Genomic DNA, 26,185 nt, shown 5'->3' with positions numbered 1-26,185 from the left:
CTTAAAATGCGGATCGGATTCGGAAGCCCATCCCTTGAAATCGATTACTCTGGAAATTGCTGATGACCTCCGCTCCTAATACTTTCAGGATGCCTTCAAAGCCGTACCCTACTTCCAGATGCCCTACATTGTTCGTTTTAAGATAATTAACGAACACATTTTCCCGAATTCCGTAAAGTCTGACGGGAGTAATCTGAGTTAACAAAAACTTACGGAAGTTATAACTTCCGTGGGCCTGCAAGTACCCCGATGCAGTACTGTATGAGTAATAAGGAAGCATTCTGAAATTCATCAGCCCCGGACTTTGGAAGATCGTTTCATTGCCATTAAAGTGCTTGAAATCCATGAAATACGTGGGACCCTTGATAAAACCTCCCGCTTGGACTGCGTAACTGAAGGAATTCCGAAAGAGCGTTACTTCATCCCGAGCCCCTAATTCTACCGAACTAAAAACCCGGCTGCCCGCAACTCCCAAGGTATAATTTCCGGTAAATTCCGGCGAACGATTATTGATTACATACCGGCGGCCATTCACTATGGCAGCTTTGGCAAAAGGCCGATACGATAGCCCAGCCCTAACAATAGCGGCACGGTTTGAGCCGAAATTGGCCTGATTAGGGAATTTAACATCATCAGGATTGTTGGGAGTAAACTCAACCTCCGGGCGGTTAATCCAGCCTTTGCTCACCCTATTTTGCAGCAAATAGCGATCCTCTAACGCCATACTAAACGATGCTCGCAGACGGTTTCCCAGTTGCTGCGTTACATGCCCTTCAACGTATGCTTTTTCGTATAATTTAATCAGGTTTCGTTCTCTAAATAGGGTATAATAGGTATTTAAGTTTTCAGGGATCGGATTGGCAGGATTGAACTGAAAAACATTCCGTCCGGCCTGAAGGGTCACGATGGTTCGTTCCTTGGAAAATCCGGTAGTTAACCCACCATTCAGGCGGTTGCGGGCAAACGAATAGCGTCCATCCAGAGCTATGTGCCAGCGAGCTGTTCTCGATAATCGCTCGGTGTAAGCCAATCGGGTTTTTAATACATAACCTTCCACGGAATTAAAGAAATCAAACTTGGTAAGGTTCATAATCGGTGATTCAAACGTCAACGATTGACGATACCACTCCCCTTCCTTCCGTTGGCCGTAATTATAAGTATGTCCGGCAATCAGATGCCCCAGTTTAAACGCCGGTAAGTTTCGGATCGAGTCTTTCCGAATTTTGGCCTCATTGGCTTTATACAAGCTATCGGCTCGCTGGTAACCCTGCGTTTCCAGGGCGGTTAAAGGCACCTGACGCTCGCCTTCCCAGAAAGTACTGGGCTGTTTTCGAGCCAGCGAATCCACCTGAAAACTCCAGTTACGAGTAATGGTCACATCTTCTCCCTGTTTTTTACGTTCTTTCCGTTCCTCTTTCTCCATTTGATCCACCATTTTCCGCAATTGCTTCCGGGTGGCCTGAGCGGGAACGGTTTTGATGTCCGCAGGTTTACGGAGGGATGCCGCCAGTTCCTTATCTATTTTTTCATCCACTACTTCCGGCACCTGATGATATTTCGGATTCACCTTAAGCTGGTAATTGCGAACGGAGGTCACGTAACGGGTTTCGCCTTTGGCTCCGAAGATGCTGATTTTAGCATTCGTCTCCAGTTGTACGGGCATCCAGACATTCTCGAAAGGTGAAAACAACTGGCGTATACTGTATTGTATTCCGTTTTCATCCTGAAATGTAAAGGACAAGCTGTGGATACTCCAGCTTCCTTCAATGAGGTTGATGGTACCATCCAGAACGTTAATACCCTTACTGCGAGGAGTTACCTTGATGCGATTCACCGTCAGACCGCGATCCGTGAAAAATCCGAGGTATTCGAATTTGTAGTAACCAAAAGATCGGGGCGATAAAGGCGAGACAATGTCCCCGAGGTTGGGGTTGTAAAAACTTAGCCGGGCGAAGTTGATGGAAGGATTGGCCCCCGGCGGCAGATTCGAACGAATCGATCTTACCTTTTCTGTTACCTGATTGGGCTGTCGAAATTCGATGTCGTTAATGGATTCCAGTACGTACATCGTACCGACCTGTAGGTTTGACTTTTTCAGAGCGTCTTCGAAAAGAAACGGGACTTTTTCAATTCTGAAATTTCCCTTTACATAAGTCCGGGCCGACCAGGTATCTACTTCCAACTGATGATAACGAGCCGTGGCGATGGCCTTCCGCATAATAGTATAAGCAGGGTCTTCCTTACTTTTGCCAACCCGAATTTCAGCGAGTCGAACGGCTACCTGCTCCAGAGCTACGTCCAGCGTCAGAAAGCCTTCCTTTACTTCAACCTGGCGAACTTCGGTCTGGTGATTCAGGTATTGAAACTGAAGCTCGTATGTTCCGGGTTGTAATTTAATTTCATAACGACCCTCTTCATTGGTTATCGTTCCGGTCTGCGTTCCTTTTACCTGAATGGAGGCAAAGGGCAACACCTCGCCGCTTTTATTTTTGACGATTCCTTTTACGCCCTGAGCGAAAGAGAAAACCGGTTGAGTTAGTAGGAAAAGAAGGAAAAGGAAACGTGCGTTCACAGTTACAGCGATTAGTTTCCCTAGTATATGCAGAAAAGTCCGGCGAAGTTGCACCGGACTTTGTTTTTAACCTTTTTTAAAAGGATGAGGCAAAAGCCCATTTCAAAAATACGGGCATGATGGCTCCCCAGGTTTCGGGATTATGTTGCCCCCCGGCGACTTCCTCATAGGTAAAATCAACATCGGGTTGATACCCTTTGGCTTTGAGTTCTTTCATTAAGTCGAGGGTATCGTCAATAGCGTCGATAATTCCGTTGTGATTACGGTCATCTTTTTCATCGTCCGTACCCGCCTGTAACCAGAATTTCAGCTCCGGTCTATGAGCCGATTTACGGATTTGAACGTGCATAATCCGGTCATTTTCATCATCATATCCTTCTTCATACGCCCGACTTCGCCACCAGAGCGATCCCGAAAAGACTCCCACTTTCGAAAACACTTCCGAATGATTCCAGGCAATGTCCAAGGCAGATAAGCCCCCCAGCGAGAAGCCCGCTATGGCTCTTGCTTTCGCATCAGTTACTAAGCGAAAACGTTCTTCCAGATAAGGTATTAACTCCTGTAAAATGAATTTCGTATGGGCCTCTGCCCGATTCCCCCGGCCTTTATAATCCGGTTGATGGGCGGTACCGTATTCGGATAAACGTAACTCGTTGGCGTGAACACCCACGATCATCAGCGATGAAATGGCTTCCTGCTGATACAATGCTTCGACTCTTTCGGAGAGGCGAAGGCGTTCAAAGTCCTGTCCATCATTCAAAATCAACAGCGGATAAGCCTCAGTTGATTCGTCGTAATTCGGTGGTAACAAAAAAGTTAACGAAACCTGACGTTCCAGAAACCGCGAATGAAGGGACACCGTCCGGTTCTGCATAATGTATTCAATTAGGTGATCACCACAATAACCCTAATCAGAAGGGTAAAATAAACCTGCAAAATAAGCATGATATTCTCAGCAAATGGCATATCCCCACAAAACCAAATTAAATTTTTCTTAAAGTTAATAAATGGATAATAAATATTTATTTTCAATAAAAAATCAATAATTTATTTTGGATAATTTAAAAATGAAATGAATCTTGGGTAAAGAAATCCCTTCATCACGTGAACGAACAGTACCTAACTTATTACTCCCATCACCTGAACCGTAATGTCGAAATGTTAATTTTCGGTCATTGGGGTTACCCTGTTCTGGTTTTCCCAACCACTCTGGGACGCTATTACCAGGCTAAAGATCACCAGCTTGTAGCGGCTGCCCGACCTTTGATTGAACAGGGAAAAATCAAACTCTATTGTGTTGATTCCATTGATGCTGACTCCTGGTACGGCAAACACCTGCACCCTTCGGCCCGCGTGCACAATGCCAATCAATATTACCTCTTTCTGCACGATGAATTAGTCCCCTGGGTGCAGCGACAGTGTAATGCCCCCCGGGTAGCTGTTTCAGGCTGTAGTTTCGGGGGATATCACGCGGCTAATTTTGCGTTTAGGTATCCCTATAAAGTGTCTCATTTGTTTACGATGGGGGCCGCCTTTGACATTCGCATGTTCATGGATGGCTATTACGACAACAACGTGTATTTCAATAACCCACCCGATTATCTACCCCAATCCAACGATTCGAATTTGTGGAATATGGATATTGTATTAGGCACGTGTCAGGTTGATTTCTGCCGACCTGCCAATGAGCGGTTATCCAGTATCCTGTCTCATAAAAACATTCGTCACTGGCTCGATATTCGCGGGTACGGCACGCACGACTGGCCCGTTTGGCGAGACATGTTTCCACAGTATTTATCCAGAATCTAATCATCTGCAACTACTTCTATACGATGAAAAAAATTGGCATTCTTCACGGCATGGAAAACACCTTCCCAGCCGCTTTTGTCGAACGTATCAATCAAAAAGCCCCCGAGGGAATCATTGCCGAGCCGGTAAGCATCAGCAAAGTAGTACAGGGCGAAGCAACCGATTACGCCGTTATCATTGACCGCATTTCTCAGGACGTTCCTTTTTACCGGGCTTATCTGAAGAACGCCGCTATCAACGGGACAATCGTCATTAATAACCCCTTCTGGTGGAGTGCGGATGAGAAATTTTTTAACAATGCCGTAGCCACAAAAGTAGGCGTTCCGGTTCCTAATACGGTTCTGTTACCTTCTAAAGCTCGTCCCGACGATACACAGGAAACGTCTTTCCGTAACCTGGCCATGATGCCGTGGGATGAAATCTATGAGTACATTGGCTTTCCCGCGTTCATGAAACCACATTCAGGAGGGGGCTGGAAAAGTGTCTACAAAGTGGATACCAAAGAAGAGCTTTTCAAAGCTTACGATGAAACGGGTCAATTGGTCATGTTACTTCAGGAAGCCGTTGATTTTCAATCGTATTACCGTTGTTACTGCATCGGCGGCAAGCACGTTCGGGTGATGCCTTATGAACCTCGGAATCCGCATCATTTACGTTACGTAGCAAGTTTTAACGATAGCCCTGAGTTAATCAAGCTCATGGAAGATTACGTACTGCGGCTGAATAAAGCTCTGGGTTATGACTTTAATACGGTAGAGTTCGCCGTTCGGGATGGCATTCCTCTCGCCATCGACTTTGGTAACCCCGCTCCTGACGCTGATTATAACTCCGTTGGTGCTGAAAATTTTGAATGGGTTGTAGAAACGGCGGCGAATTTCGCCATTGAAAAGGCCCGCGAATTTGAACCCGGCAAACTCAACCTGACCTGGGGCGATTTCGCTAAAACGGCCACTGCAAACGGTAACATCAGCGAATTGTTAGAGCAGTACGCTCCGGCCAAGCCAGTTAAAAAATCCCGGAAGAAATAACTGAACGTACGATCTATGCCCGTATTCACCCTTGGAATCGAAGAAGAATTTCAGACGATAGATCCCGAAACCCGGGAACTCCGCTCCCACATGAGTAAAATTGTGGATGGCGGTAAAATCATTTTACAGGAACGTGTAAAAGCCGAAATGCACCAGGCCGTGGTGGAAATCGGCACTAACATTTGCACGAATATTCATGAAGCTCGCGAGGAGGTTACCTTCCTCCGCCGCGAAATCATGGAGCTGGCCGATAAGCAAAACCTGCGAATTGCCGCTGCCGGAACTCACCCCATTTCCGACTGGGTAGATCAGCTCATTACGCCTAATCCCCGCTATGATCAGCTCATTAGCGAAATGCGAGACGTGGCTCGTTCCAATCTCATCTTTGGTTTGCACGTACACGTGGGCATTCCAAGTCGGAACGAAGGGCTGGAGATCATGAACGCCGTGCGTTATTTTCTGCCCCATATTTATGCTTTAAGTACCAATTCGCCCTTCTGGTGCGGTCGGGATACGGGTTTCAAGAGTTACCGTTCGAAGGTTTTCGATAAATTCCCCCGAACCGGCATTCCTGAGTATTTCAATACGGCTAATGAATATGACGAGTACATAAAGCTGCTCGTTAAAACCAACTGTATTGACGACGGCAAGAAAATCTGGTGGGACATTCGGCTACATCCGCATTTTGATACCGTCGAATTTCGCATTTGTGACATTCCCATGCGGGTAGATGAAACCATCGCTCTGGCGGCTTTAATGCAGGCTTTGGTGGTGAAGATTTACAAGCTGATGAAGCAGAATCTCAACTTCCGCCTGTACCGTAAAGCCCTCATTAGTGAAAACAAATGGCGGGCGGCCCGTTACGGAATTTCGGGTAAATTGATTGATTTTGGTCGTCAGGAAGAAGTGGAATATAACGTTTTAGCTCAGGAGTTACTCGACTTTGTAGATGATGTTCTGGATGAATTAGGGAGCCGGAAAGAAGTAGAGTATATCCACCAAATTCTACAAATGGGAACCGGAGCAGATCGGCAATTAGCGGTATGGGAAGAAACGCAGGATCTGAAGAAAGTAGTAGATTATATCGTCGCAGAAACTAGCTACGGCATCCGATAATACCGATTTTATCAATAAAGATACCGATCTTTACTATTTATATTGGTGCGAAGGATTGCCCCGCCAAGACATTTACTTAATTAAATTGAGCAGAATGAATAGAATTCGGATTGCCATTCTTGATTTATATAATGGAGTGCCCAACGAAGGAATGCGTTGCATTAACCAGTTGATCCGCGAGTTTTCGGACGAAATTGGAGGTTGTGAAGTGAGTCATTTTGATGTTCGTCAGAAATTTGAATTTCCGAAGATTGCCGATTTTGATATTTTCATCTCAACGGGTGGTCCCGGTAATCCACTCGAAACGGATGGCTGGGGGGCTGATTACTTTGCCCTCATCGATGAAATTTTTGAACATAATAAAACGCAGTCACCTAAGAAATACCTCTTACTGATTTGTCATTCCTTCCAGATGGTTTGTCATCATTTGGGCCTTGCCACAGTGAATCGCCGGAAGTCTACCAGCTTTGGAACCTTCCCCATTCATAAAACGGCCAATGGCTACGACGAACCTTATTTCGAGTTATTACCAGATCCTTTCTGGGCGGTTGATTCGCGGGATTATCAGATTATTAATGCCAATCTGGCTCAGATTGATGCGATGGGTGCAAAGGTATTGAGCCGCGAAAAGATTCGTCCGCATGTACCGCTGGAGCGGGCCATCATGGCCATCCGTTTCTCGAAGGAAGTATTTGGAACGCAATTTCACCCCGAAGCCGATGCCGAAGGGATGCTGCGTTACTTTGAGCAGCCCGAAAAGCAGAAGCAGATCATTGACGAACATGGCTTCGACAAGTATCAGAGCATGGTTAGTCATTTGAATGATCCCGACAAAATACTCTTGACGGAATCGGTTATTATTCCGACCTTCCTGCGGGATGCTTATCACAAATTGTCTTCCAACTAAAGTAAAAAGGAACGTATGATTCCGTCAGTCCGAGCGAGTTATAACGCAGCTTTTTCCGAAGAAAAATACCAGCAATTGATCGATACCATCCACCGGGACTGGCCTGATCAACTGGAATTCCGAATTGCCGAATCGCCGGTTTTCATTCCGGTATCCCTGCGTGAAAAATTAACTACGGCTTGCGAATCATTCATCGATACGATAGCGGCACCCGATTTTAAATCTAAAACGGATGCCGCTATACCTCCGCATCAGCGAGTGCCCAACGAAAATGCACATACGCATTTTCTGGCCATTGATTTTGCCATTTGCCAGAACGAAGCGGGCGAATATGACCCTCAGCTCATTGAGTTACAGGGCTTTCCTTCCTTGTTTGCTTTTCAGGGCTATTTACCGGAGTTATTCAAAAGTCAGTTCCCAATTCCAGAATCTTTTATCTGGAATTTTGGCAATTATTCGCTGGAAGAATACAAGCAAAAGCTTAAAGAAGTAATCCTGGCGGACGAAGAGCCTGCTCATTGCATTCTGCTGGAAATCTTTCCTGAAAAGCAGAAAACCCGGGTGGATTTTGCGGTTACCGAAGCCTTTCTCGGCATTCGTTCGGTTTGCTATACCCAAATCAAAAAAGAAGGTCGAACGCTGTATTATGACTTGGATGGCGTTAAAACACCGATCAAACGCATCTACAACCGCCTGATTTTTGACGATTTAACGAGTTATCCCGACTTGCAGGCCGAGTTTAGTTTCATGGACGACCTGGATGTTACCTGGGTGGGACACCCCAACTGGTTTTTCCGAATTTCCAAGTATACCTTACCCCTACTTCAGTCTCCTTACGTTCCCGAAACGCATTACTTGAGTGAGTATCAGGGTAATTTTCCCGAAAATCTGGAGGCCTATGTTTTGAAACCGCTCTTCAGTTTTGCCGGAACGGGTGTTAACCTTTACCCGACCCGGGAGTTACTAGCGGAAATCACAGACCCCGAAAACTATATTTTACAGAAAAAAGTAAGCTATCAACCCGTCATTCAGGCTCCAGACGGCCTGGTCAAATGCGAAATTCGGATGCTCTATGTCTGGCCCGATCACGCGACAAGACCTGAGTTACTTACCAGTTTGAGTCGTCTGAGCCGGGGCGAGATGATTGGCGTTCGCTTTAATAAGGACTTTACCTGGGTTGGCGGAACGGCCTGTTTCTTCGAATCTTAACTAAGACTCTTACGCTTATTACCCAAATCCTGTCTCGCCAACCCGAGACAAGCTGTACCTTTGCCGGACGTTTTATTAATGGCAAGCCTCATTCAGGCTTGCGTTTTGCCATGCATCAACGACAGCTTTTTTTAAATTATCTTGCTCAAACTTCTGATTTCCCACTAGCCCTGGAGATTGAAAAAGCCGAAGGGGTTTGGCTTTACAGTCCTGATGGTAAGGCTTATATGGATTTAATTGCGGGCATTGGCGTATCCAACGTGGGACACCGCCACCCGAATGTGGTTAACGCCATTAAAAATCAGGTGGATCATTACCTGCATACGCTGGTTTACGGCGAGTACGTGCAGGCTCCACAGGTTCAGTTAGCCGAAGCTCTGGTGCAAACGTTAGGTAACTACCGCACACCGATGGGCTTTGCCCTCAACAATGTGTATCTGACCAACTCGGGAGCAGAAGCCGTGGAAGGAGCCATGAAACTGGCCAAACGATTTACGGGACGAACGGAACTTATCTCCTGCATCAATGCCTATCACGGTTCCACGCAGGGAGCTTTAAGTCTGGCGGGGGCTGATTTTTTTAAGCAACCCTTTCGCCCTTTGTTACCTGACATCCGCCATATCCATCACGGATTCATTACTGATTTAGAATACATTACTACCCGAACGGCTGCTGTTGTCATCGAAGTTATCTCCGCAGAATCGGGCATTCGGGTTCCCTCGCGGGAGTACCTACAGGCGTTACGAAACCGCTGCACCGCAACCGGTACCTTACTCATTTTTGATGAAATACAGACGGGGTTTGGCCGGACGGGTTCCTTCTGGGCATTCGAGCAGTTTGGTATTGTGCCTGACGTTCTCCTTTCGGCCAAAGGCATGGGTGGCGGTATGCCCATTGGTGCGTTTATAGCTCCGCAGGAATTGATGAAAGTTTTCAAGAATAACCCCATTCTGGGTCACATCACTACTTTCGGCGGTCATCCCGTGAGTGCCGCGGCTTCGCTGGCAACAGTCCAAACGATTCTGGAAGAAAAACTTTGTGAATCCGTACAAGCCAAAGCTGAATTATTCCGGGAGTTGCTGGTCCATCCAGCCATTCGGGAAGTCAGGGGTCATGGTTTATTCATGTCCGTTGAATTTGCCAATTTTACTCAGCTAAAAGCCATTATCGATCACGGCATTGAAAATGGGGTCATTACCGATTGGTTCCTGTTTTGCGATAACTCCATGCGAATTGCACCGCCGTTAACCATCACCGAAGCAGAAATTCGTCAGGCTTGTGAAGTGATTTTGAACGCGGTTAAGGCGGTCGTTGACTAAATGTAACTAGTTGATCGTTTTTGTGGTCTGTTAATCGATTACTATTCTACCTTTTATCTCCCAATAAATCATTACAAGAACTTAGATTACATTTAATTTTTCCCGACAACTCAAAAAAAAGAGGCTTGAGCTCAAACGCTCAAACCTCTTTTCATCAAACACTCCAACTTAAATTATAACTGAGCAGCCAGTTTCTGAGCTAATACAGGCTTAGGTACTGCACCAACTACTTTATCAACCAATTCCCCGTTTTTGAAGATCATTAACGTAGGAATACTGCGAATTCCAAATTTAGAAGGAGTTGTGCTGTTCGCATCAACGTCCATTTTAGCTACTACGGCTTTACCCTCGTATTCGCCAGCCAGTTCTTCAACCAGTGGTCCGATCATCTTACAGGGTCCACACCATTCAGCCCAGAAATCTACGAGTACAGGTTTATCGGAATTAATCAGTTCTTCAAAATTGGAATCAGTTGCTTCAATTGCTTTGTGTGCCATTGTCTTGTTCTATTTGTAATGAGTAGGTATTTCGAAGGTAAAACGGATTCGCTTCATGAAAGTTCAAACTAGCTTCAGAATCTTACTTTCGTCTTATCTGTAGTAATAACAGCAGCAGAAAGTAATTAATTCATTTCGATTACTAGTTTTCTTCCTCGGCAGATTCCTCAAAAATCATATTTAAAAAATCCAGGTAAGGCTTCAAAAGCAGGCAGCTTTGCTCTACTTTCTCGGTAAAATCCGGCGAAGTTACCTCTTTATCCGTAAAGGAATGCGAGAAAAATAACTGCGTCCGACGAATCAGCTCAATATCGGGATGGTCTTTGGGATATCCTTTGGGAGCAGTTTTCAGTGAAGAACCTTCGGGGTTACCAAAGTGCTCCTTGAATTGCGGGGCATAGATAATAGCCTTGATCTCCTGGGGATTGTAATCCACTTCCTGACGAAATTTGGCCAGTTGAACCGGATTAGCATCCCACATTCCTCCGCCCAGAAACGAGCCGCCCGGCAAAATATGCAAATAGTAATCCATTTTGGGCGATTTACGGCCCCCTTCACCGAAACTAGCCGCCAGCCAGGTTTTGTAAGGCGACTTATCCGGCGAAAAACGCACGTCACGGGCAATGCGGTAGTTACAGTCCTGCACCCGAATTCCGGCCAGATTTTCGAACTTCCCGATTCGATTAATTAAATCCTGTACGGTTTCTTCAAAATTCGACTTTACCGATTCCCATTCTTTTTTGTGGCCCTGAAACCATTCGCGGGTATTATTTTGAGACAGGTCTTTTAAAAACTTTAAGGTTGATGCTGGAATTTGAGGCATAGTCTCGTCAGTATATTTTTGATTACGGTTTGCAGATTGCAGTTTTGCAGTAAAATTAGATCGCTCGCCTACAAGAGCGAAAAAACCAATTAACTATTTAAGTTCCGATGGCTCGTATTCTTACCGGCATTCAAAGTTCCGGCCTTCCTCACCTGGGAAATATTCTGGGGGCGATTCTCCCCTCCATTGAGTTATCAAAAGATCCCGCCAATGACTCATTCTTTTTCATTGCCGATCTCCACTCCCTGACGTCACTGAAAGACGGCGAAGCTCGTCGCCAATATACTTATGCCATTGCAGCCGCCTGGCTTGCCTGCGGCTTTGATACCGAGAAAAATGTGTTTTTCCGTCAATCCCGCATTGTTGAACACACGGAATTAGCGTGGTATCTGGAGTGCTTTACTCCCTACCCTATGCTGGCAAATGCTCACTCATTCAAAGATAAATCAGAGAACCTGAAGGACGTTAACTCTGGATTATTCGTGTATCCGGTTTTACAAACGGCAGATATCGTACTATACGACGCTGAGCTGGTTCCGGTGGGGAAAGATCAGAAACAGCACCTCGAAATCTCACGTGATATCGCCTCGGCGTTCAATAATAAATACCCAGAAACGCTGGTATTACCCGAAGCCCGTATCAGCGAAAGTGTCATGACAATTCCGGGAACGGATGGTCGTAAAATGTCGAAGTCGTATAATAACTACATCAACATTTTCCTACCCGAAAAGCAGTTACGAAAAGCGGTAATGAGCATTCTGACGGACTCGACTCCGCTGGAAGAACCGAAGAAAACCGAAGGTGACATTACCTTCACGCTTTACTCCTTACTGGCATCGCCCGAGCAAACGGCTCAAATGAAGGCCAATTATGAAGGAGGTAACTACGGCTATGGTCATGCCAAACAGGCTTTGTACGAATTGATTTTGGAACGTTTCGCCACCGAACGCGAGCGTTTCAATTATTACATGGAAAATCCGCAGGAACTGGAAAAAACGTTAAGCATTGGCGAGGAAAAAGCGAAGGTCGTGGCCCAACAGACGATCAAACGCGTTCGCGATGTACTCGGATTTAGTTAGTATCTTTTTTAGCTTCCCGAACGTTAACCACTTTCGGGAAGTTTTTTCATCCCCTGTATGCTTAACGAATTAGATACGGAGCTATTTCTGGCCCTCAACGGAGCCCACGCCAGCTGGCTGGATCAGGCCATGTTCTGGATTTCCGACCGAAATTTCTGGTTTCCCTTTTACGCTCTGATTCTGTTGTTCTTAATCTGGCGTTACCGGATTAAAGCCGTAGGTATCATCCTTACCTGCGTCCTGGCTATTCTCGTAGGCGACCAGATCACCAGCAGTATACTGAAGCCCTGGGCTGCTCGCCCCCGCCCCTGCCACGAGCCATCTATTGAAAACATGGTACACGTCGTTTGGGAATGCGGCGGGATGTACGGCTTTGCTTCCAGCCACGCGGCCAATACGTTTGGCTTTGTTACGGTGCTGGTATTATTAATCGGTAAAGAGTATCCCTGGCTGAAATGGTTATACGTCTGGGCAGCTTTGGTTTCTTACAGTCGCATTTACGTAGGAGCTCATTATCCCGGTGATGTGCTTGTGGGAGGGACGGTAGGTATACTGGGAGCTGTTCTGGTATCGTTTTTATACCGAAAACTACCATTAAACTATCAGATATGAGATTCCTATTAAGCTTCGTTTTTTTATTCACCACTGCTATTTCTTCTTGGGCTTCTGATATTCAGGGCACCTGGTTTAACGAAGAAAAAACATCCAAAATTCAGATCTATAAACAGGGAGATCGTTATTATGGCAAGATCGTCTGGGTAAAGGAGGTAAAAGCCAATCAACCCAAAACAGACGTGAATAATCCCGATGAAAAACTCAGAAATAAGCCGCTGATGGGTTTAGTCATCCTTTCTAACTTCAAGCAAAGCGACGATAAAGTATGGGAAGACGGCAAAATTTATGATCCCCGGAATGGGAAGACCTATTCCTGCAAAATCACGAAAGTTTCCGATCAGGAACTGGCCATTCGGGGGTACATTGGCACTCCCCTGCTGGGCCGCACTTCCAAATTTACCAAAGCTGATTAAGTAAGCTTCTGATTATCCGAAGATCAACCATTATTTCCAAGCTTTTTTCAAAACCTTGAGCGTTTTTGTAGGTATTTTTTCATACCTTTGCGGCTCAATTTACAAGGAGACCGATGGCTTCCAATCCGGTAAAAATTTTCTCAGGCAGTTCTAGTCAGTATTTAGCCCAAAAAATTGCTCGTTTTTACGGCAAAGATTTGGGAACCGTTACCGTTCAGCGTTTTGCCGACGGTGAAATGTCACCCAGCTTTGATGAGTCCATCCGCGGCTGTGACGTGTTTCTTATCCAAAGCACGTTTACTCCAGCTGAAAACCTGATGGAATTATTATTGATGATTGACGCCGCTCGTCGGGCTTCGGCTCACTATGTGACGGTTGTGATTCCTTATTTCGGGTATTCCCGCCAGGATCGTAAAGATAAACCTCGCGTTTCTATCGGTTCCAAACTGGTAGCCAATCTGTTAACGGCAGCAGGTGCTGACCGCTTAATTACGATGGATTTACACGCAGGTCAGATTCAGGGTTTCTTTGATTTTCCAGTGGACCATCTGGAAGGAGCTTCAATTTTCGTTCCTTACATCCGCTCGAAAAATCTGGATAACCTGGTCTTTGCTTCTCCTGACGTTGGAGGCGTAGCCCGGACGCGGAAATTCGCGAGTTTCTTCCCCGGTTCCAACCTGGTAATCGTGGATAAATTCCGCAAGAAAGCAAATGAAATCGCCTCCATGCAATTGATTGGAGACGTAACCGATGCCAACGTTATTCTGGTCGATGACTTGCTGGATACGGGTGGTACCATTTGCAAAGCAGCCCAGTTGTTGCTTGATAAAGGAGCAAAATCAGTTCGAGCGATCTGTTCTCACCCCGTGATGTCCGGAAAAGCTCACGAAAATATTCTCAATTCCGCACTGGAAGAGTTGATCGTTTCTGATACCATTCCTCAGAAACAGGAAAATCCAAAAGTAACGGTATTGTCCGTAGCCGAGCTATTTGCAAAAGCTATTGGTCGCATTCGTGATTACGAATCAATCAGTTCCCTTTTTATTAATTACTAATCATGTTTTAAGTCTCTGACTTGAAACGCTTATTACCAAATCAAATGAAAAAACTCGAGATTGTAGGGTTTAAAAGAGCGAATCTCGGCAAGAAAGGATCTAAAGATCTTCGTGCCGAGGGTTACACTCCATCGGTAGTTTACGGCGGTGGCGAGCAATTACACTTCTATGCTCCTACCATTTTATTCCGTGATCTTCTGTTCACTCCAGAAGCTTACGAAGTAACGTTAAACATCGAAGGTGAGATCCGTAAAGCTATTCTTCAGGATACTCAATTTCACCCTGTAAACGATTCATTATTACACGCTGACTTTCTGGAAATCACAGATAAGCCTATTAAAGTGAACGTTCCCGTGAAATTCGTAGGTAACTCTCCTGGGGTTATCAAAGGGGGTAAACTGGTTCAGAAATTACGTAAAGTAACTTTACGTGGTTTAGCTGACAACATTCCTGATTTCGTAGAAGTTAGCATCGAAGGTCTGGATCTGGGTAAATCTGTTCGTGTAAGCGACATCAAAGTTGAGAACGTTGAAATCTTAAACGCTCTGAGCTTACCTGTTGGTACGATCGATATCCCACGTTCACTTCGTGGCAAATAGTTCTTGCTATTACGATAGAAAGCCTGGCCTTCCGGTCAGGCTTTTTTTGTGGCTATATTTCTATGTCGGATTTAGGTGTACCTTTACGAATCTTCTGTTTTTCCCGTAAACCTCCATCAATAATGAAAGAGATTCGTTACTTACTGCTTTTTTTGGTACCGCTTTTTACCCAGGCACAAAACGCTGACTCCACCTGGTTTCGAAACAATTACACCAAGCTAGAACAATACATTCCGATGCGGGATGGCACGAAGCTCTTCACTTCCATTTACCTACCCAAAGACAAAACAGAGAAACACCCCATTCTGATGACCCGCACGCCGTACTCCTGTGCTCCGTACGGATCAGATGTGTACCGTCCTTTTTACGTTAATCATTATAAGACCTATCTGAAGGAAGGTTACATCATGGTGATTCAGGACGTTCGCGGTCGCTGGATGAGTGAAGGTGTATTTGAAGATATTCGTCCGTATAACCCCGCAAAAAAGGGGAAATCAGACGTTGACGAAGCCAGTGACACCTACGATACCATTGACTGGATGGTGAAAAATCTGCCGGATAACAATGGCAAGGTTGGCGTATTTGGTATCTCCTACCCCGGCTTTTATTCGACCATGGCAGCTCTTAGTAACCACCCTGCTTTGAAAGCGGCTAGTCCGCAAGCTCCGGTAACGGATTGGTTTCTGGGTGATGATTTTCACCACAACGGGGCATTCATGCTGATGGATGCCTTCAATTTCTACGTGGCTCGCGGATTTGGTGCTCCGCGTCCGAAACCTACTACGGTTGGCCCTAGAGGATTTGCCTTACCAACCAGAGACAGCTACGACTTTTTTCTGAGAACAGGAGCTCTGCCCAACTTCACAAAAATGGCGGGTGACAGCGTTCGTTTCTGGAATGACCTGATGACACATCCTAACATGACGAAGTGGTGGACAGATCGTAACGTACGGAATTTTGTGGGTAACATCTCGCCAAACATCGCGACGCTGGTAGTGGGTGGTCTATTTGATGCGGAAGACTGCTTCGGTGCCTGGACCACGTACAGTGCTATTGAAAGCAAGGCAAAAAATAATAATAAAATCATCATGGGTCCCTGGTTCCACGGTCAATGGGCGGGTCGTGGTAGCGATGGCTCTTCGCTGGGTAATGTACAGTTCGGCAGCCCCACAAGTACGTATTACGCTGAAAACGTAGAGATTCCTTTCTTTAACTATTACCTTAAAGGCAAGGGTTCGGTTGACAAACTGAACGAAGCAACGATCTTCTTTACGGGTGAAAATCAGTGGAAGACTTTCGAAACCTGGCCTCCTAAAGCCGTTACTGAAACGCCCCTTTACTTACAGGCGAATGGCGGCTTAAGCTTTAGCAAACCTCAGAGCACGAAAGAATTTACAGAGTATGTGAGTGATCCCGCAAAACCCGTTCCTTACGCCGAAGGGGTAAAAACGGCCCGTACACGTGAGTACATGACTGACGATCAGCGTTTTGCGGCCATTCGTCCCGATGTGCTAGTTTTTGAAACGGAAGTTCTCACCGACGATGTGACGCTCTCAGGAACCTTAACGGCTGATTTGCAGGTAAGTCTCAGCTCTACTGACGCCGATTTTGTAGTAAAATTGATTGACGTCTTCCCTGATGACTTTGAATACAGCGAGTCGGATTCATACATTATGAACGGCTATCAGATGCTGGTTCGGGGTGAGATCATGCGAGGCCGTTTCCGCAAGAGTTTCGAAAAGCCAGAAGCTTTCGTTCCGAACCAGGTAACGCAGGTGAAGTACGATCTGCCTGATGTGGCTCATACCTTCAAAAAAGGCCACAAAATTATGGTACAGATTCAAAGTAGCTGGTTCCCCTTAGCGGATCGTAATCCTCAGAAATTTGTAGATATTTATCAGGCAAAAGACTCTGATTTCCAAAAAGCGAATATCAAAGTATTCCATAATGCTTCAGCCGCCAGTAAAATTCTTTTACCCGTGTTGAAGAAGTAATTTACGCTCGGCTATGACAAATAAAAAGGCAGCCCTAATGGTCTGCCTTTTTATTTGGGTGCAATTTATAATCAGTTAAGATGAACAGCAATCTGGGATTATAAATCCCTTACAGATAGCTTTCGGATTGCAAATCCGAAAAAGCGGAGCATTTACTTTCTTTGGATGCAGTCAGACATGATTGGTTTTCTCAAGCAACAGAGTATTCAAGGCATATTCTAATACCTTTCTTTTATACTTGTAACCTTTTACAAAAGCATTTAAAAAAATGCAACTTCTTTATCTAGAGCTAAAAGCAAATACTGTATTTATTTATTCGTTTTCATTAACCTGATGAGCAATGCACTAATCTATTTAACGTTTTCAGAGTATCTGAAAAACCACGTATTTCATTTAAGAAAATTTATCACTAAAACTCGTTTTAAAATATTACCGTTTGATTTAATTGCTATTTTCCAATATAAAACAAAATGAACAAGTACAATTTTTTGCATCTAGTTTCCTCTATTGGAATTTTTATAGTACTTTTTCTTGCCCTGTTTTTGTTAACTGTTAAAACAAAATATAAATTAGGCAATCGTCTTTTTGCTTTTTTTCTTGTTGGAAATGCCGTAGATGCATTAAAATTTTTAATGCGAGAGTTTCCAATTAATCATATCAATCTCGAGGCATTTCGTTGGAGTATTGTCTATTTGGTTCCTGCATCTTTTTATCTTTATGTACTGTCCATTTGTTACTCCAATTTTCGTTTAAGACAGAAGCATTTATTACATACAATTCCGTTTATTGCATATAATTTGTATTTAATGTGGGGAATCTATTTTGTAGATAGATCCTCTAAAATACATTTTATTAAAGGCATGAATGAAATGCCTCTTATGCAATTTTTTCAATTTCTATTCGAATTTTTATTTCAAGTGTATTTTATCGCTTCATTTCTGGTTATCAGAAAGTCTAAAACTGTCTACCTCGAGAATTACACGAACCCAACTATCTCTGTAATTAATGCACTTTACAAAATAACAATTCTCTATTATATCTTACATTTTTTAGTACTTCTAAGATGGCTGGCTACTTTTATCTTTGGTTGGGGAGAGGTCAGATCCTGGATTGTAACCCTTGATGGGTGTGCCTTTTTATTTTGCACTTGCTGGTATCTATTGACTGCATTAAACAATCCTGATTTTTTTAGAGGCGTGAATTCCTATCTGAAACCTATTACAGAAAGTATTCCCAAACAAAAAACTAGTCTTCTGATAACTGAAGAAAAAAATAAGGAAATCCAATTCTTAAAAGATTTTATGATGGAAAAAGAACCTTACTTGGATTCTTCATTGACCATTCAGGATTTATCTGAGCAAGTTAAAATACCCGTTAAAGATTTATCTACCCTGATTAACTTATACATGGATAAACACTTTTTCGATTTCGTAAATGAATACAGAATTGAAAAAGCCATGCAAATCCTTAAAGATCCTTCTCAAAAAGAACTGACTGTTTTGGAAATCCTATACCAAGTTGGTTTCAATTCCAAATCTTCGTTTAATACTTCTTTCAAAAAATATACAGGAAAAACACCAACGGATTACAGAAAACACGCTTTATAAAAACCTATTTTCCCAAAAATGAGTTCGATTTTTTTTAGTCGGTCGCATTCTGAGCTTTTTTGAGGCATTTTTGCGTCAAAAATTCAGAATCGGTTATGAGAAATTTTATGTTTATTTTTTTAAAACCCGCATTGGAGTTTTGGAATACACTTAATTCTATTGGCTATATTTTAATTAGGAATGGCAGATTAAATAAGTCAATAAAAGGATTTGAACTCAATGTGAAAGAAATCCAAATTCCGCAAATTCTTTCGATAGCATGGGTAAATGTTATTTCATCGCTGGGAAATTCGAAATCTCAAAGAAACATTATTTAAAATCTTTGGAATTAAATCCGCAAAAATGATAATGCCAAAGAAATGCTTCTTAAAATTAATCAACTCCTATCTATTAAAACTAAGTCAAAATGAAAAATACAATTATATTATTTCTTTTTCTTTTTTCAATAAATGCATTTTCTCAAAAAAGTGATAAAATTATTCTATTTAATATTAATCAAATAGATTCTTTAATGGCGACGTCCTATGAAAGAGGTTTATTCAATGGTAATGTTCTTATCTCTAAAAATGATAAAATTATATATCAAAAATCATTTGGTTTTACAGATCAGACGAAACAAACCGCTTTACAAGATAAATCAATATTTAACATTGGCTCTATAGCAAAGGAATTCAATGCTGTTTCCATAATGATTTTAGTTGAACGTGGTCTTATTACTCTTGACGACAAGGTATCCAAATTTAATTTAGGATTACCAAAATGGTCAGATAAAGTTTCTATACGTCATCTAATTAATTATGCTAGTGGTATTCCTCCTATTGAACGATTAAAACCCGAAAATGATGCAGAGGCTTGGAATATTTTGAGAAGTAATGATAGTCTACTCTTCGAACCAGGCACTAATTACAGGTATGATAATAGCAATGTGTTTTTACAAAGAAGAATAATTGAAAAGGTAACCGGAATAACATTTGAGGAGTTTGTTATTCAAAATATCGTTAAACCATTGAAAATGACCAATTCGGTATTTGAACCAAAATTGGGTTATAAGAATCGAACCTCTTGTTATGATATGGATTATGTCCAATGCCCAGAATTGAAATTTATTAGCGGATGGCTTTGGGTAGATATCAATGATCTCTATAAATGGATTGAAGCTATGAACTCTAATCGTTTGATATCCAAGGCTTCTTTTCAAACTTTATTAAAAAACCCCTATGCAGTTGACGAAGGTGGATCCCTGGGTAGATATTTTGAAAAAGAAGAACTACAAAGACACAATGGGGTATCATATAAATTTGAATCCATCTTTATAAACGATTTTAAAAATAATATTACGATAATAATATTGTCTAATAATCTAAATAGAGTTTGGGATTTAGGGCATATTATTCATGATTTGATGTTAGGAAAAGATTACAAAATCCCTAAAAAATCTATTTATCAAGCTATTAGAAAAGAATCTTTTATCGACATAAATAAAGCCATAGGGGCTTACTATTCGCTGAAGAAAATTTCCGAAAAAGAATATAGCTTTGACAATTCAAGCGAACTTAATAAATTAGGATATGAACTATTAAGAAGCGGAAATATAGATTCAGCTATTAAAATTTTCAGTCTTAATGTTTCTGAGTTTCCTGGGTCAGCTAACACTTATGACAGTCGTGGCGAAGCTTATTTCAATAAAAAAGAATATCAATTATCAATAAACGATTATCAAAAATCATTAGAGTTAGACCCTACCAATCACAATGCGGAGGAAATGATTTTGAAAATCAACCAAATTCTATCTTCGAAAAATTAATTAAAATAAAACTGATTTTTACTATAAATAACTGATTAAGTTACATAGTTTATTACTAGTAAATGATTAAATAATTCTTTATTACACTTCTAAAAAATACTTTTAATAAAAATGATATAATTTAGTTTGTGTAACTTTTTTTAGATTAAGACCCAGAATGAGTATTTCATGACTTAATACTAAAACAATTATTGGTCTTGTGTTTCCTGGAAGTTACTTTCGGATTGCAAATCCGAAAAAGTGGAGTAATAAAAAGTGCAGGCAGTCCAAAAGGGCTGCCTGCACTTTTTATTACTCCGTCATCCCACCGTGGTTTAATACGAATAGTCCTGATCTGGACGGCTCAGACGACAAACCGGGAAATGGTTGAATTTCGTTAACAATCATCTTCCATAGATTTAGTTATTTGTTTTTGCTACGATATTAATATGAAATTCAATGGAATCCGACATGGTTTGATTAGCTAGAAGAGTATAGAACTTTGCTGATTTATAACGAACATCCCATTTAGTTCGATCAATCATGAGTTTGCCGTTTGCTTTGACAATTCCATCCTTCATTTCCAGTTTAGCTGGAAAAGTAACGGGGTGTGTGATACCTTTGATCGTCAGGTTCCCTGTTATTTGCTTATCCTCACTAGTCATTGATTTTATCTTAGTAATGGACATAATAGAAAATGGGAATTTTTCAACTTCAAAGAAATCAGGATCTTTCAAGTGATTAACAAGTTTATTATCACTCTCATGGCGTTTATCTTCAATTGTATTCATGTCGATTTCAACGGTACCACCCATAAGTTGACCGTTTTCAATCATCAATTCTCCTTTTGATGGATAGACATACCCTGTTTGGCTATTCAAACCATTTAAGCTAGAACCTTTCCAGGTTATCACACTCTGTTTCGTATCTATCCTGACATATTTTTCATTGTCCGTATGCAAGGATACGGAGCTTGTGGTTGCATTAGTCTTGTTTTCTCCTTTTACAGGCCCACGGCAATTGAAGAATAAAGGAGCGATAATTAAAATGAAGTACGTGAGTAATGTTTTGTTGTTCATGGTACATGAAATAATATGGATTGACAATGGTTTTAAAATCAGTAGCACATTTTATTACTGACCCTTTTTGCTTTTAAAGTCTATGATATTCTTTCCGTCATAACGATACACTCCGTTGATTGACCCGAACCAGATACTGCCCTCATGGGCTTCCAAAACCGCACAAAGCATTTTATCGATTGATATGATCTCCGTTGCAACAGGCTTTTTACCGGATAATGACTTTTGATCATAACGAAGAAGTTTCCAGGCCCCGACTCCATTAGGGTTGACGGAACTGGTCGTCCAGATGTTTCCTTTTTTATCCTCGAGTATTGAAGAAGTTCCTCTCTGATTCATTTGAGTAAAAATGCTGCCGTCATAACACCACAGCCCTGCTCTAACCATTAGGCTATCGCCTTTTCTGTCCATGATTGTCGTTGCCCCGAACCAGATATTCCCCCTTTTATCTTCGGCGAAACCTCTGACGTTGCTAAAGGCTTTCCCCTCTTTATTTCTAAAAATGGTAAACGTTTTCCCGTCATAAAAGCAAGCCTCACCAGTGGTACCAATCCATAATTTCCCGCTTCTGTCTTCCATGATCGTCGTAACAGCGTTGGCAGGAAGTCCATCTTTGGTTGTAAAATTTCGAAACGATTTCCCATCTAAACGGCTGAGTCCTCCGCCAGTAGCGAACCAGATCATACCGGTTTTATCCTCATAAATAGACGAAACCTGATTGCTAGCCAGCCCCTCGCTGACTATAAAATGTTGCAACAAATTGCCATTGTAATAATAGACGCCAGAATCTCTGGTAGCGAACCAAAGATTTCCTTTTCGATCTTCGAGCACATCCCAGAAACTAGGAGAACTTATAGTACTTGTAAGATTAACAAACGATTTTCCATCGTATCTAAATACTCCCTTATAGGAAGCAATCAGGATGTTCCCATTTCTATCTTGCTTCACGTTCCGAACCATACTGTTAGGTACTTGGGAGGTGATGGAGTCCTCAGACTTTATAGTATCTTTTTGATCTTGTCTACAGGACGTGCAAAAAACAAGCATTAAGAACAAAGCAAATACAGGTACACCGTTCATCATTTTCTTTTTTAGTAGCAAAGAAGTTCATTCATCGCAAAGCCGACTCAAACCTATCTCCTGACTATGTTAAGAGGGTTAATCACTTGTAAAAAAGTGTTAACGAAATGTAAAACGTAAAATTTATCCTTTTTCGAAGCCTATTTTTGATCAATGAGAAATGTAATCCTTACCGCACTGCTCCTGCTATTTCCTAACCTGCCTGGCTATTGCGATGAAGGAAAGCTATTGGTGACCCTGCGAAAAATCGGTCATGAGGTATTGCTGGCCTCAGGCGATTCCACTTCCTGGGTAATGCCGATTGAACAGGTGGATGCCCGCACCTTTCTAATCCGGTTTCAGCGTCCTTTTGCTTTTAAACCAGCCTCACTAGTGGAGATTATTCACCATCATTTGCAGGAAAATCACGGGTCTCTGGATTATCGGGTGGAAGTTGGGCAGGGAAAGTTGAACTCAGTAGCTTACAGTTATGAGGTCCGGCAACCGTTAAATCGGAGCACGATTGCCTGTTTAACCAGAACTCCGCCCCAGGGGGCTTACAGCATCAAAATCCAATTTGCTCAACCGCCCGTTCAGACAACCTCAACCAGCAGTGCAGTGCTATGGACTTGGCTTCTTGTACCTGCTCTATTGATCGGAATTGGTTGGCATGTATTTAACCGCAAAACGCCTACTATTATCGAAAATCGGGTACCCCTTACTTTAATTAATCTGGGTCCGTTTACTTTTTGCCTGGAAAAACAGATTCTAAGATTGGGAGAAGAACGCATTGAGCTATCGGCCAAAGAGGCCAAATTAATGAAGGTATTCGCTAGTGCTCCCAATGAGATTATTGATCGGGATCAACTCATGAAGCAAGTATGGGAAGATGAAGGCATTTTTGTGGGCCGAAGCCTGGATGTGTTTGTTTCCCGACTGCGGAAAAAGCTGCAACCCGCACCTTTGGTACGAATCGTTAATATACACGGAAGGGGGTATAAGCTTGAAATCGATTCGCCATTAAACTGTTCCTGATAACGATACTTGAAACAGTACAGAGATTACAAATCCCTTACAGATGTGGCTTTCGGATTGCAAATCAGAAAGAGCGGAGTAATTTAATGTGGAAATTTGAAAAGGGTAGTCTGAATTTAGGGATACAACAAAATACCCATATGTTTAATCCTTGGATTCAAAGTTTTAAAAAAATACTGTAATGTTTGATTTTAACAAATTTTATAAAGGATTATTAAATAAAGATCCCTTTGATAATAATTATTGGCGACAATTTCCAGAAGGGAAGTTAGTCCAATTTAAAGAACAAACACTCTCTTTATTAAAAGAAAATCTAGCAAATAAAGATAAAAAGGGTTTAGCTTGTACAGTTGCTGTGCTTTTTTGGGGTGGTGCAGATGAAGACTATACAGATATTTTACTTCATCTTTTGGATGAGAAATGGCATATTTCTGAAGAAGACATTGTTAGTGTACTTGAGTTTATTAAAGATCCTAAAAGTGTAGATAAATTATATGAAGTTGCAGTTGATGTTCCTGATTATGATGAAATGCGTGCATTAGCTAAAAAATGTATTTACGCTTTAGGGGCAGTTAATACCCCTGAAGCAATACAGAAATTAAAGCTGCTAGAAGAATCTGATGATCCAATTATAAAAGAGAATGCAACTTTTCAACTTGAGCAGTGTCTTAAAAATAATTAATTTACATTATTTTTTGTAGCAAATTCGAAAGAGCGGAGACCTAAGATAAATTATTATAGCAATGGAACAATTTAAAAAGGATTTGTTTTTTAAAGAATATGGCTACCATATATCTCTTCAGCCCATATCTACCCATGAAAAATTATTTTTAGAGTATTTTTTTAGAAAGCAATACGGTATAAATTCAAACAATAGTCTTTTTAAAGATCTAGTAGATAGATTATTCAACAATAGAGAATATGGTGGCATTAATACTTCTGTTGAATTAGAAGCTGTTTTAAAAGATTTAGCGTTACTAAAAGATACAGAGGTATTTGTTATCTGGAATTACCCCAACGAAATAGATAAATTTGCTTTAACTTATCTGTTACAATACTGGGAAGACATTTGGTTTAGTGTTTCCGATGAAGCCATCGGCCTGTTCTTTCCTATGAAAAGTAGGATTATTATAATCACTCACTATGATGTAGTTTATTATTAATTTTCTACTTCGCTTGAAATAAGAAACAGCTTATAAACTATGATTTTTGTTTATTATGTTCCACAAAAAACAAAGTACTAATTCACAGTAAATGAATTCAAATTATATGCTTGTGGTTCGCCTAAAATTTAAGTTAAACTGTCAATAGTAGTAATTTTAATCTTTAAAACTTTTACCTCCAACGCAAAGGTCGAAATTTATTTCTAAACCTAAATCACTCATTCTTTTTAATGCTTTGGTATCAATATGCGGACCTCCAAGCATACTATTACCATTATGCATCTCCATTGTGACTTGAATATATCCACCAGCATCTCTTACAAGATGCTTTGTCCCTTCCCTATCGCTTTCTAAAAAGTCTAAAAGCTTTTTCAGTTTGTCTTCAAACTCATCTGGTTCAGGGTTAGGTTCGAAAAAAATTGTACTTTCTTCCCAAAATCCAGTTCCCTTTTTATCTCCTTTATTTCTTCCATCCGTAGAGTCGAGAAACGTCATTGTAGCAAGTTCTTCTAAGTTGAATTTAGCAGAGTCTGCCCTAAAAGATACGCAATTGTGAGCTTCGGTCCCGATGCTGATTATGTCATTCGTTACAATGTCGATATAAATGGCAAAGTAAAATCTTTCGTTAAATACAGGTAAATAAGCAATAATTAGTTCCCCTTTTTTCTCACGGTCAATTCGATCAATTTTTAGATTACCGTCAATATAAATAGGGATATGAATTTCAAGATATTGCTCCGTTACTCCGAGCGTCTTCTCTTTAAATTCTTTTTCTATTAATTCTATTACTTGCTGATCAGTCATATTGTTACAGCTAATGTTTGGACATTGCTAGAGGCCTGTATTTTCAATACCATACCCTTACCTGTCCATTCCTGAGACTCAAGTGAAACATTACCTTATTACTCTTACCGACCTTTACTTGATAAGGTGCTTCATTTCACGTTAACTCATGCGAACGCCGGTCCTCTCTTAATTTATCCTGAAGCTCCATAATCGCCTTTTTTTTATTTTGCCTGATCCGTTCAAGCCAAGTCTTGGGGCCTCCGTCGGGGTTATATCTGGAACCCCAATCTAGAAACTCTACCATGGCTGGCACCAGCTCAATGCCTTTTTCCGTGATCAGATACAGGAATTTGGACGCATTTTTGGGCGACGTTACTTTGGAAACAATCCCTTCTTCCAATAATAGGTTCAACTTCTCGGTAAGGACAGCTGAAGATATTTTCTCGTCCGAAGCCCGAAACTCCAGAAACGAATTCTTCCCGTTGAACATAATGTCCCTCAAGATCAGAAACATCCATTTATCACCAAAAATTTCAACCGAATAATTGATGGGACAAGTTGATCTTCTCTCGCTAGTTTTCATTCTATTTTCATTAAAAGTAGTTTATTTTTCAAACTACTTTAGCTAGATTTGTAGT

Annotated in this window: 25 protein-coding genes; 17 read left to right on the top strand and 8 right to left on the bottom strand. The window is 41.8% G+C overall.

Features of this window, described 5'->3' with window-relative positions:
• Position 1: 1 nt before the first annotated feature.
• Positions 2-2,572 (bottom strand): DUF5686 and carboxypeptidase regulatory-like domain-containing protein, encoded by a 2,571-nt coding sequence (locus QE390_RS16860; protein WP_307143006.1) that lies wholly within the window; start codon positions 2,570-2,572, stop codon positions 2-4.
• Positions 2,573-2,648: 76 nt separating this feature from the next.
• On the bottom strand, positions 2,649-3,446 hold the full coding sequence (locus tag QE390_RS16855) for an esterase family protein (protein WP_307143005.1): 798 nt from the start codon (positions 3,444-3,446) through the stop codon (positions 2,649-2,651).
• A 230-nt stretch (positions 3,447-3,676) separates the two neighbouring features.
• Between QE390_RS16855 and QE390_RS16850 the strand changes: the two genes are divergently transcribed.
• From QE390_RS16850 to QE390_RS16825, 6 genes are all read left to right on the top strand, one after another.
• The gene (locus QE390_RS16850) at positions 3,677-4,381 is read left to right on the top strand and encodes an esterase family protein (RefSeq protein WP_307143004.1); all 705 of its coding nucleotides are present in this window, start codon (positions 3,677-3,679) and stop codon (positions 4,379-4,381) included.
• A 23-nt stretch (positions 4,382-4,404) separates the two neighbouring features.
• The gene (locus tag QE390_RS16845; RefSeq protein ID WP_106634817.1) at positions 4,405-5,409 is read left to right on the top strand and encodes a RimK family alpha-L-glutamate ligase; all 1,005 of its coding nucleotides are present in this window, start codon (positions 4,405-4,407) and stop codon (positions 5,407-5,409) included.
• A gap of 15 nt (positions 5,410-5,424) precedes the next feature.
• Positions 5,425-6,525 carry a carboxylate-amine ligase gene (locus QE390_RS16840; RefSeq protein WP_307143003.1) on the top strand — a complete coding sequence of 367 codons (1,101 nt, stop codon included), beginning with the start codon at positions 5,425-5,427 and terminating at the stop codon, positions 6,523-6,525.
• Between the two features lie 94 nt (positions 6,526-6,619).
• Positions 6,620-7,432, top strand: coding sequence for a type 1 glutamine amidotransferase (locus QE390_RS16835; protein WP_106634819.1), 813 nt, complete (start codon positions 6,620-6,622; stop codon positions 7,430-7,432).
• Between the two features lie 15 nt (positions 7,433-7,447).
• Positions 7,448-8,641: a hypothetical protein gene (locus QE390_RS16830; protein WP_106634820.1), complete on the top strand. Its 1,194-nt coding sequence runs from the start codon at positions 7,448-7,450 to the stop codon at positions 8,639-8,641.
• A gap of 110 nt (positions 8,642-8,751) precedes the next feature.
• Positions 8,752-9,960: an aspartate aminotransferase family protein gene (locus tag QE390_RS16825; protein WP_307143002.1), complete on the top strand. Its 1,209-nt coding sequence runs from the start codon at positions 8,752-8,754 to the stop codon at positions 9,958-9,960.
• 173 nt (positions 9,961-10,133) lie between these two features.
• Here QE390_RS16825 and trxA read toward each other — a convergent pair whose 3' ends face one another.
• A complete protein-coding gene (gene trxA / locus QE390_RS16820) occupies positions 10,134-10,457 on the bottom strand; it encodes a thioredoxin (protein WP_106634822.1) in 324 nt (107 codons plus the stop codon).
• A gap of 142 nt (positions 10,458-10,599) precedes the next feature.
• Positions 10,600-11,280: a DUF2461 domain-containing protein gene (locus QE390_RS16815; RefSeq protein ID WP_307143001.1), complete on the bottom strand. Its 681-nt coding sequence runs from the start codon at positions 11,278-11,280 to the stop codon at positions 10,600-10,602.
• A gap of 107 nt (positions 11,281-11,387) precedes the next feature.
• On the opposite strand from QE390_RS16815, the gene trpS reads away from it, so the two are divergent.
• The 8 genes from trpS to QE390_RS16775 all read left to right on the top strand — a co-directional run bounded on the left by trpS (position 11,388) and on the right by QE390_RS16775 (position 20,446).
• Positions 11,388-12,359 (top strand): tryptophan--tRNA ligase, encoded by a 972-nt coding sequence (gene trpS / locus QE390_RS16810; protein ID WP_307143000.1) that lies wholly within the window; start codon positions 11,388-11,390, stop codon positions 12,357-12,359.
• A gap of 57 nt (positions 12,360-12,416) precedes the next feature.
• Positions 12,417-12,971, top strand: coding sequence for a phosphatase PAP2 family protein (locus QE390_RS16805; protein WP_307142999.1), 555 nt, complete (start codon positions 12,417-12,419; stop codon positions 12,969-12,971).
• Positions 12,968-13,387 carry a DUF2147 domain-containing protein gene (locus tag QE390_RS16800; RefSeq protein ID WP_307142998.1) on the top strand — a complete coding sequence of 140 codons (420 nt, stop codon included), beginning with the start codon at positions 12,968-12,970 and terminating at the stop codon, positions 13,385-13,387. Before QE390_RS16805 ends, QE390_RS16800 begins: the two co-directional genes overlap by 4 nt.
• Positions 13,388-13,500: 113 nt before the next feature.
• Positions 13,501-14,442: a ribose-phosphate pyrophosphokinase gene (locus tag QE390_RS16795; RefSeq protein ID WP_106634826.1), complete on the top strand. Its 942-nt coding sequence runs from the start codon at positions 13,501-13,503 to the stop codon at positions 14,440-14,442.
• Positions 14,443-14,486: 44 nt separating this feature from the next.
• Positions 14,487-15,041 (top strand): 50S ribosomal protein L25/general stress protein Ctc, encoded by a 555-nt coding sequence (locus QE390_RS16790; protein WP_106634827.1) that lies wholly within the window; start codon positions 14,487-14,489, stop codon positions 15,039-15,041.
• A gap of 122 nt (positions 15,042-15,163) precedes the next feature.
• The gene (locus tag QE390_RS16785; RefSeq protein ID WP_307142997.1) at positions 15,164-17,035 is read left to right on the top strand and encodes a CocE/NonD family hydrolase; all 1,872 of its coding nucleotides are present in this window, start codon (positions 15,164-15,166) and stop codon (positions 17,033-17,035) included.
• 470 nt (positions 17,036-17,505) lie between these two features.
• Positions 17,506-18,642 (top strand): AraC family transcriptional regulator, encoded by a 1,137-nt coding sequence (locus tag QE390_RS16780; RefSeq protein WP_307142996.1) that lies wholly within the window; start codon positions 17,506-17,508, stop codon positions 18,640-18,642.
• Positions 18,643-19,048: 406 nt separating this feature from the next.
• Positions 19,049-20,446 (top strand): serine hydrolase, encoded by a 1,398-nt coding sequence (locus QE390_RS16775; protein WP_307142995.1) that lies wholly within the window; start codon positions 19,049-19,051, stop codon positions 20,444-20,446.
• A 398-nt stretch (positions 20,447-20,844) separates the two neighbouring features.
• On the opposite strand, the gene QE390_RS16770 is transcribed toward QE390_RS16775, so the two are convergent.
• On the bottom strand, positions 20,845-21,504 hold the full coding sequence (locus QE390_RS16770) for a YceI family protein (RefSeq protein WP_307142994.1): 660 nt from the start codon (positions 21,502-21,504) through the stop codon (positions 20,845-20,847).
• A gap of 54 nt (positions 21,505-21,558) precedes the next feature.
• Positions 21,559-22,587, bottom strand: coding sequence for a two-component regulator propeller domain-containing protein (locus QE390_RS16765; RefSeq protein ID WP_307142993.1), 1,029 nt, complete (start codon positions 22,585-22,587; stop codon positions 21,559-21,561).
• Positions 22,588-22,737: 150 nt separating this feature from the next.
• Here QE390_RS16765 and QE390_RS16760 point away from each other — a divergent pair, with 150 nt between their 5' ends.
• The 3 genes from QE390_RS16760 (at position 22,738) to QE390_RS16750 (ending at position 24,761) form a co-directional block, all read left to right on the top strand.
• On the top strand, positions 22,738-23,598 hold the full coding sequence (locus tag QE390_RS16760; RefSeq protein ID WP_307142992.1) for a winged helix-turn-helix domain-containing protein: 861 nt from the start codon (positions 22,738-22,740) through the stop codon (positions 23,596-23,598).
• A 181-nt stretch (positions 23,599-23,779) separates the two neighbouring features.
• Positions 23,780-24,280 carry a HEAT repeat domain-containing protein gene (locus tag QE390_RS16755; RefSeq protein WP_307142991.1) on the top strand — a complete coding sequence of 167 codons (501 nt, stop codon included), beginning with the start codon at positions 23,780-23,782 and terminating at the stop codon, positions 24,278-24,280.
• A gap of 61 nt (positions 24,281-24,341) precedes the next feature.
• On the top strand, positions 24,342-24,761 hold the full coding sequence (locus QE390_RS16750) for a hypothetical protein (protein ID WP_307142990.1): 420 nt from the start codon (positions 24,342-24,344) through the stop codon (positions 24,759-24,761).
• A gap of 156 nt (positions 24,762-24,917) precedes the next feature.
• Here the strand turns inward: QE390_RS16750 and QE390_RS16745 are convergent, their stop codons facing one another.
• Entirely contained in the window at positions 24,918-25,565 is a 648-nt protein-coding gene (locus QE390_RS16745) for a DUF4279 domain-containing protein (protein ID WP_307142989.1), read from the bottom strand.
• 136 nt (positions 25,566-25,701) lie between these two features.
• Positions 25,702-26,130, bottom strand: a complete 429-nt coding sequence (locus QE390_RS16740) for a helix-turn-helix domain-containing protein (RefSeq protein WP_106634832.1) — start codon at positions 26,128-26,130, stop codon at positions 25,702-25,704.
• Positions 26,131-26,185 lie beyond the last annotated feature (55 nt).

This window comes from Siphonobacter sp. SORGH_AS_1065 (assembly GCF_030818595.1).
Classification (GTDB): Bacteria; Bacteroidota; Bacteroidia; order Cytophagales; family Spirosomataceae; genus Siphonobacter.
The sequence above is the reverse complement of the archived record's forward strand: the minus strand, read 5'-3'. Positions and strand labels throughout refer to the sequence as shown.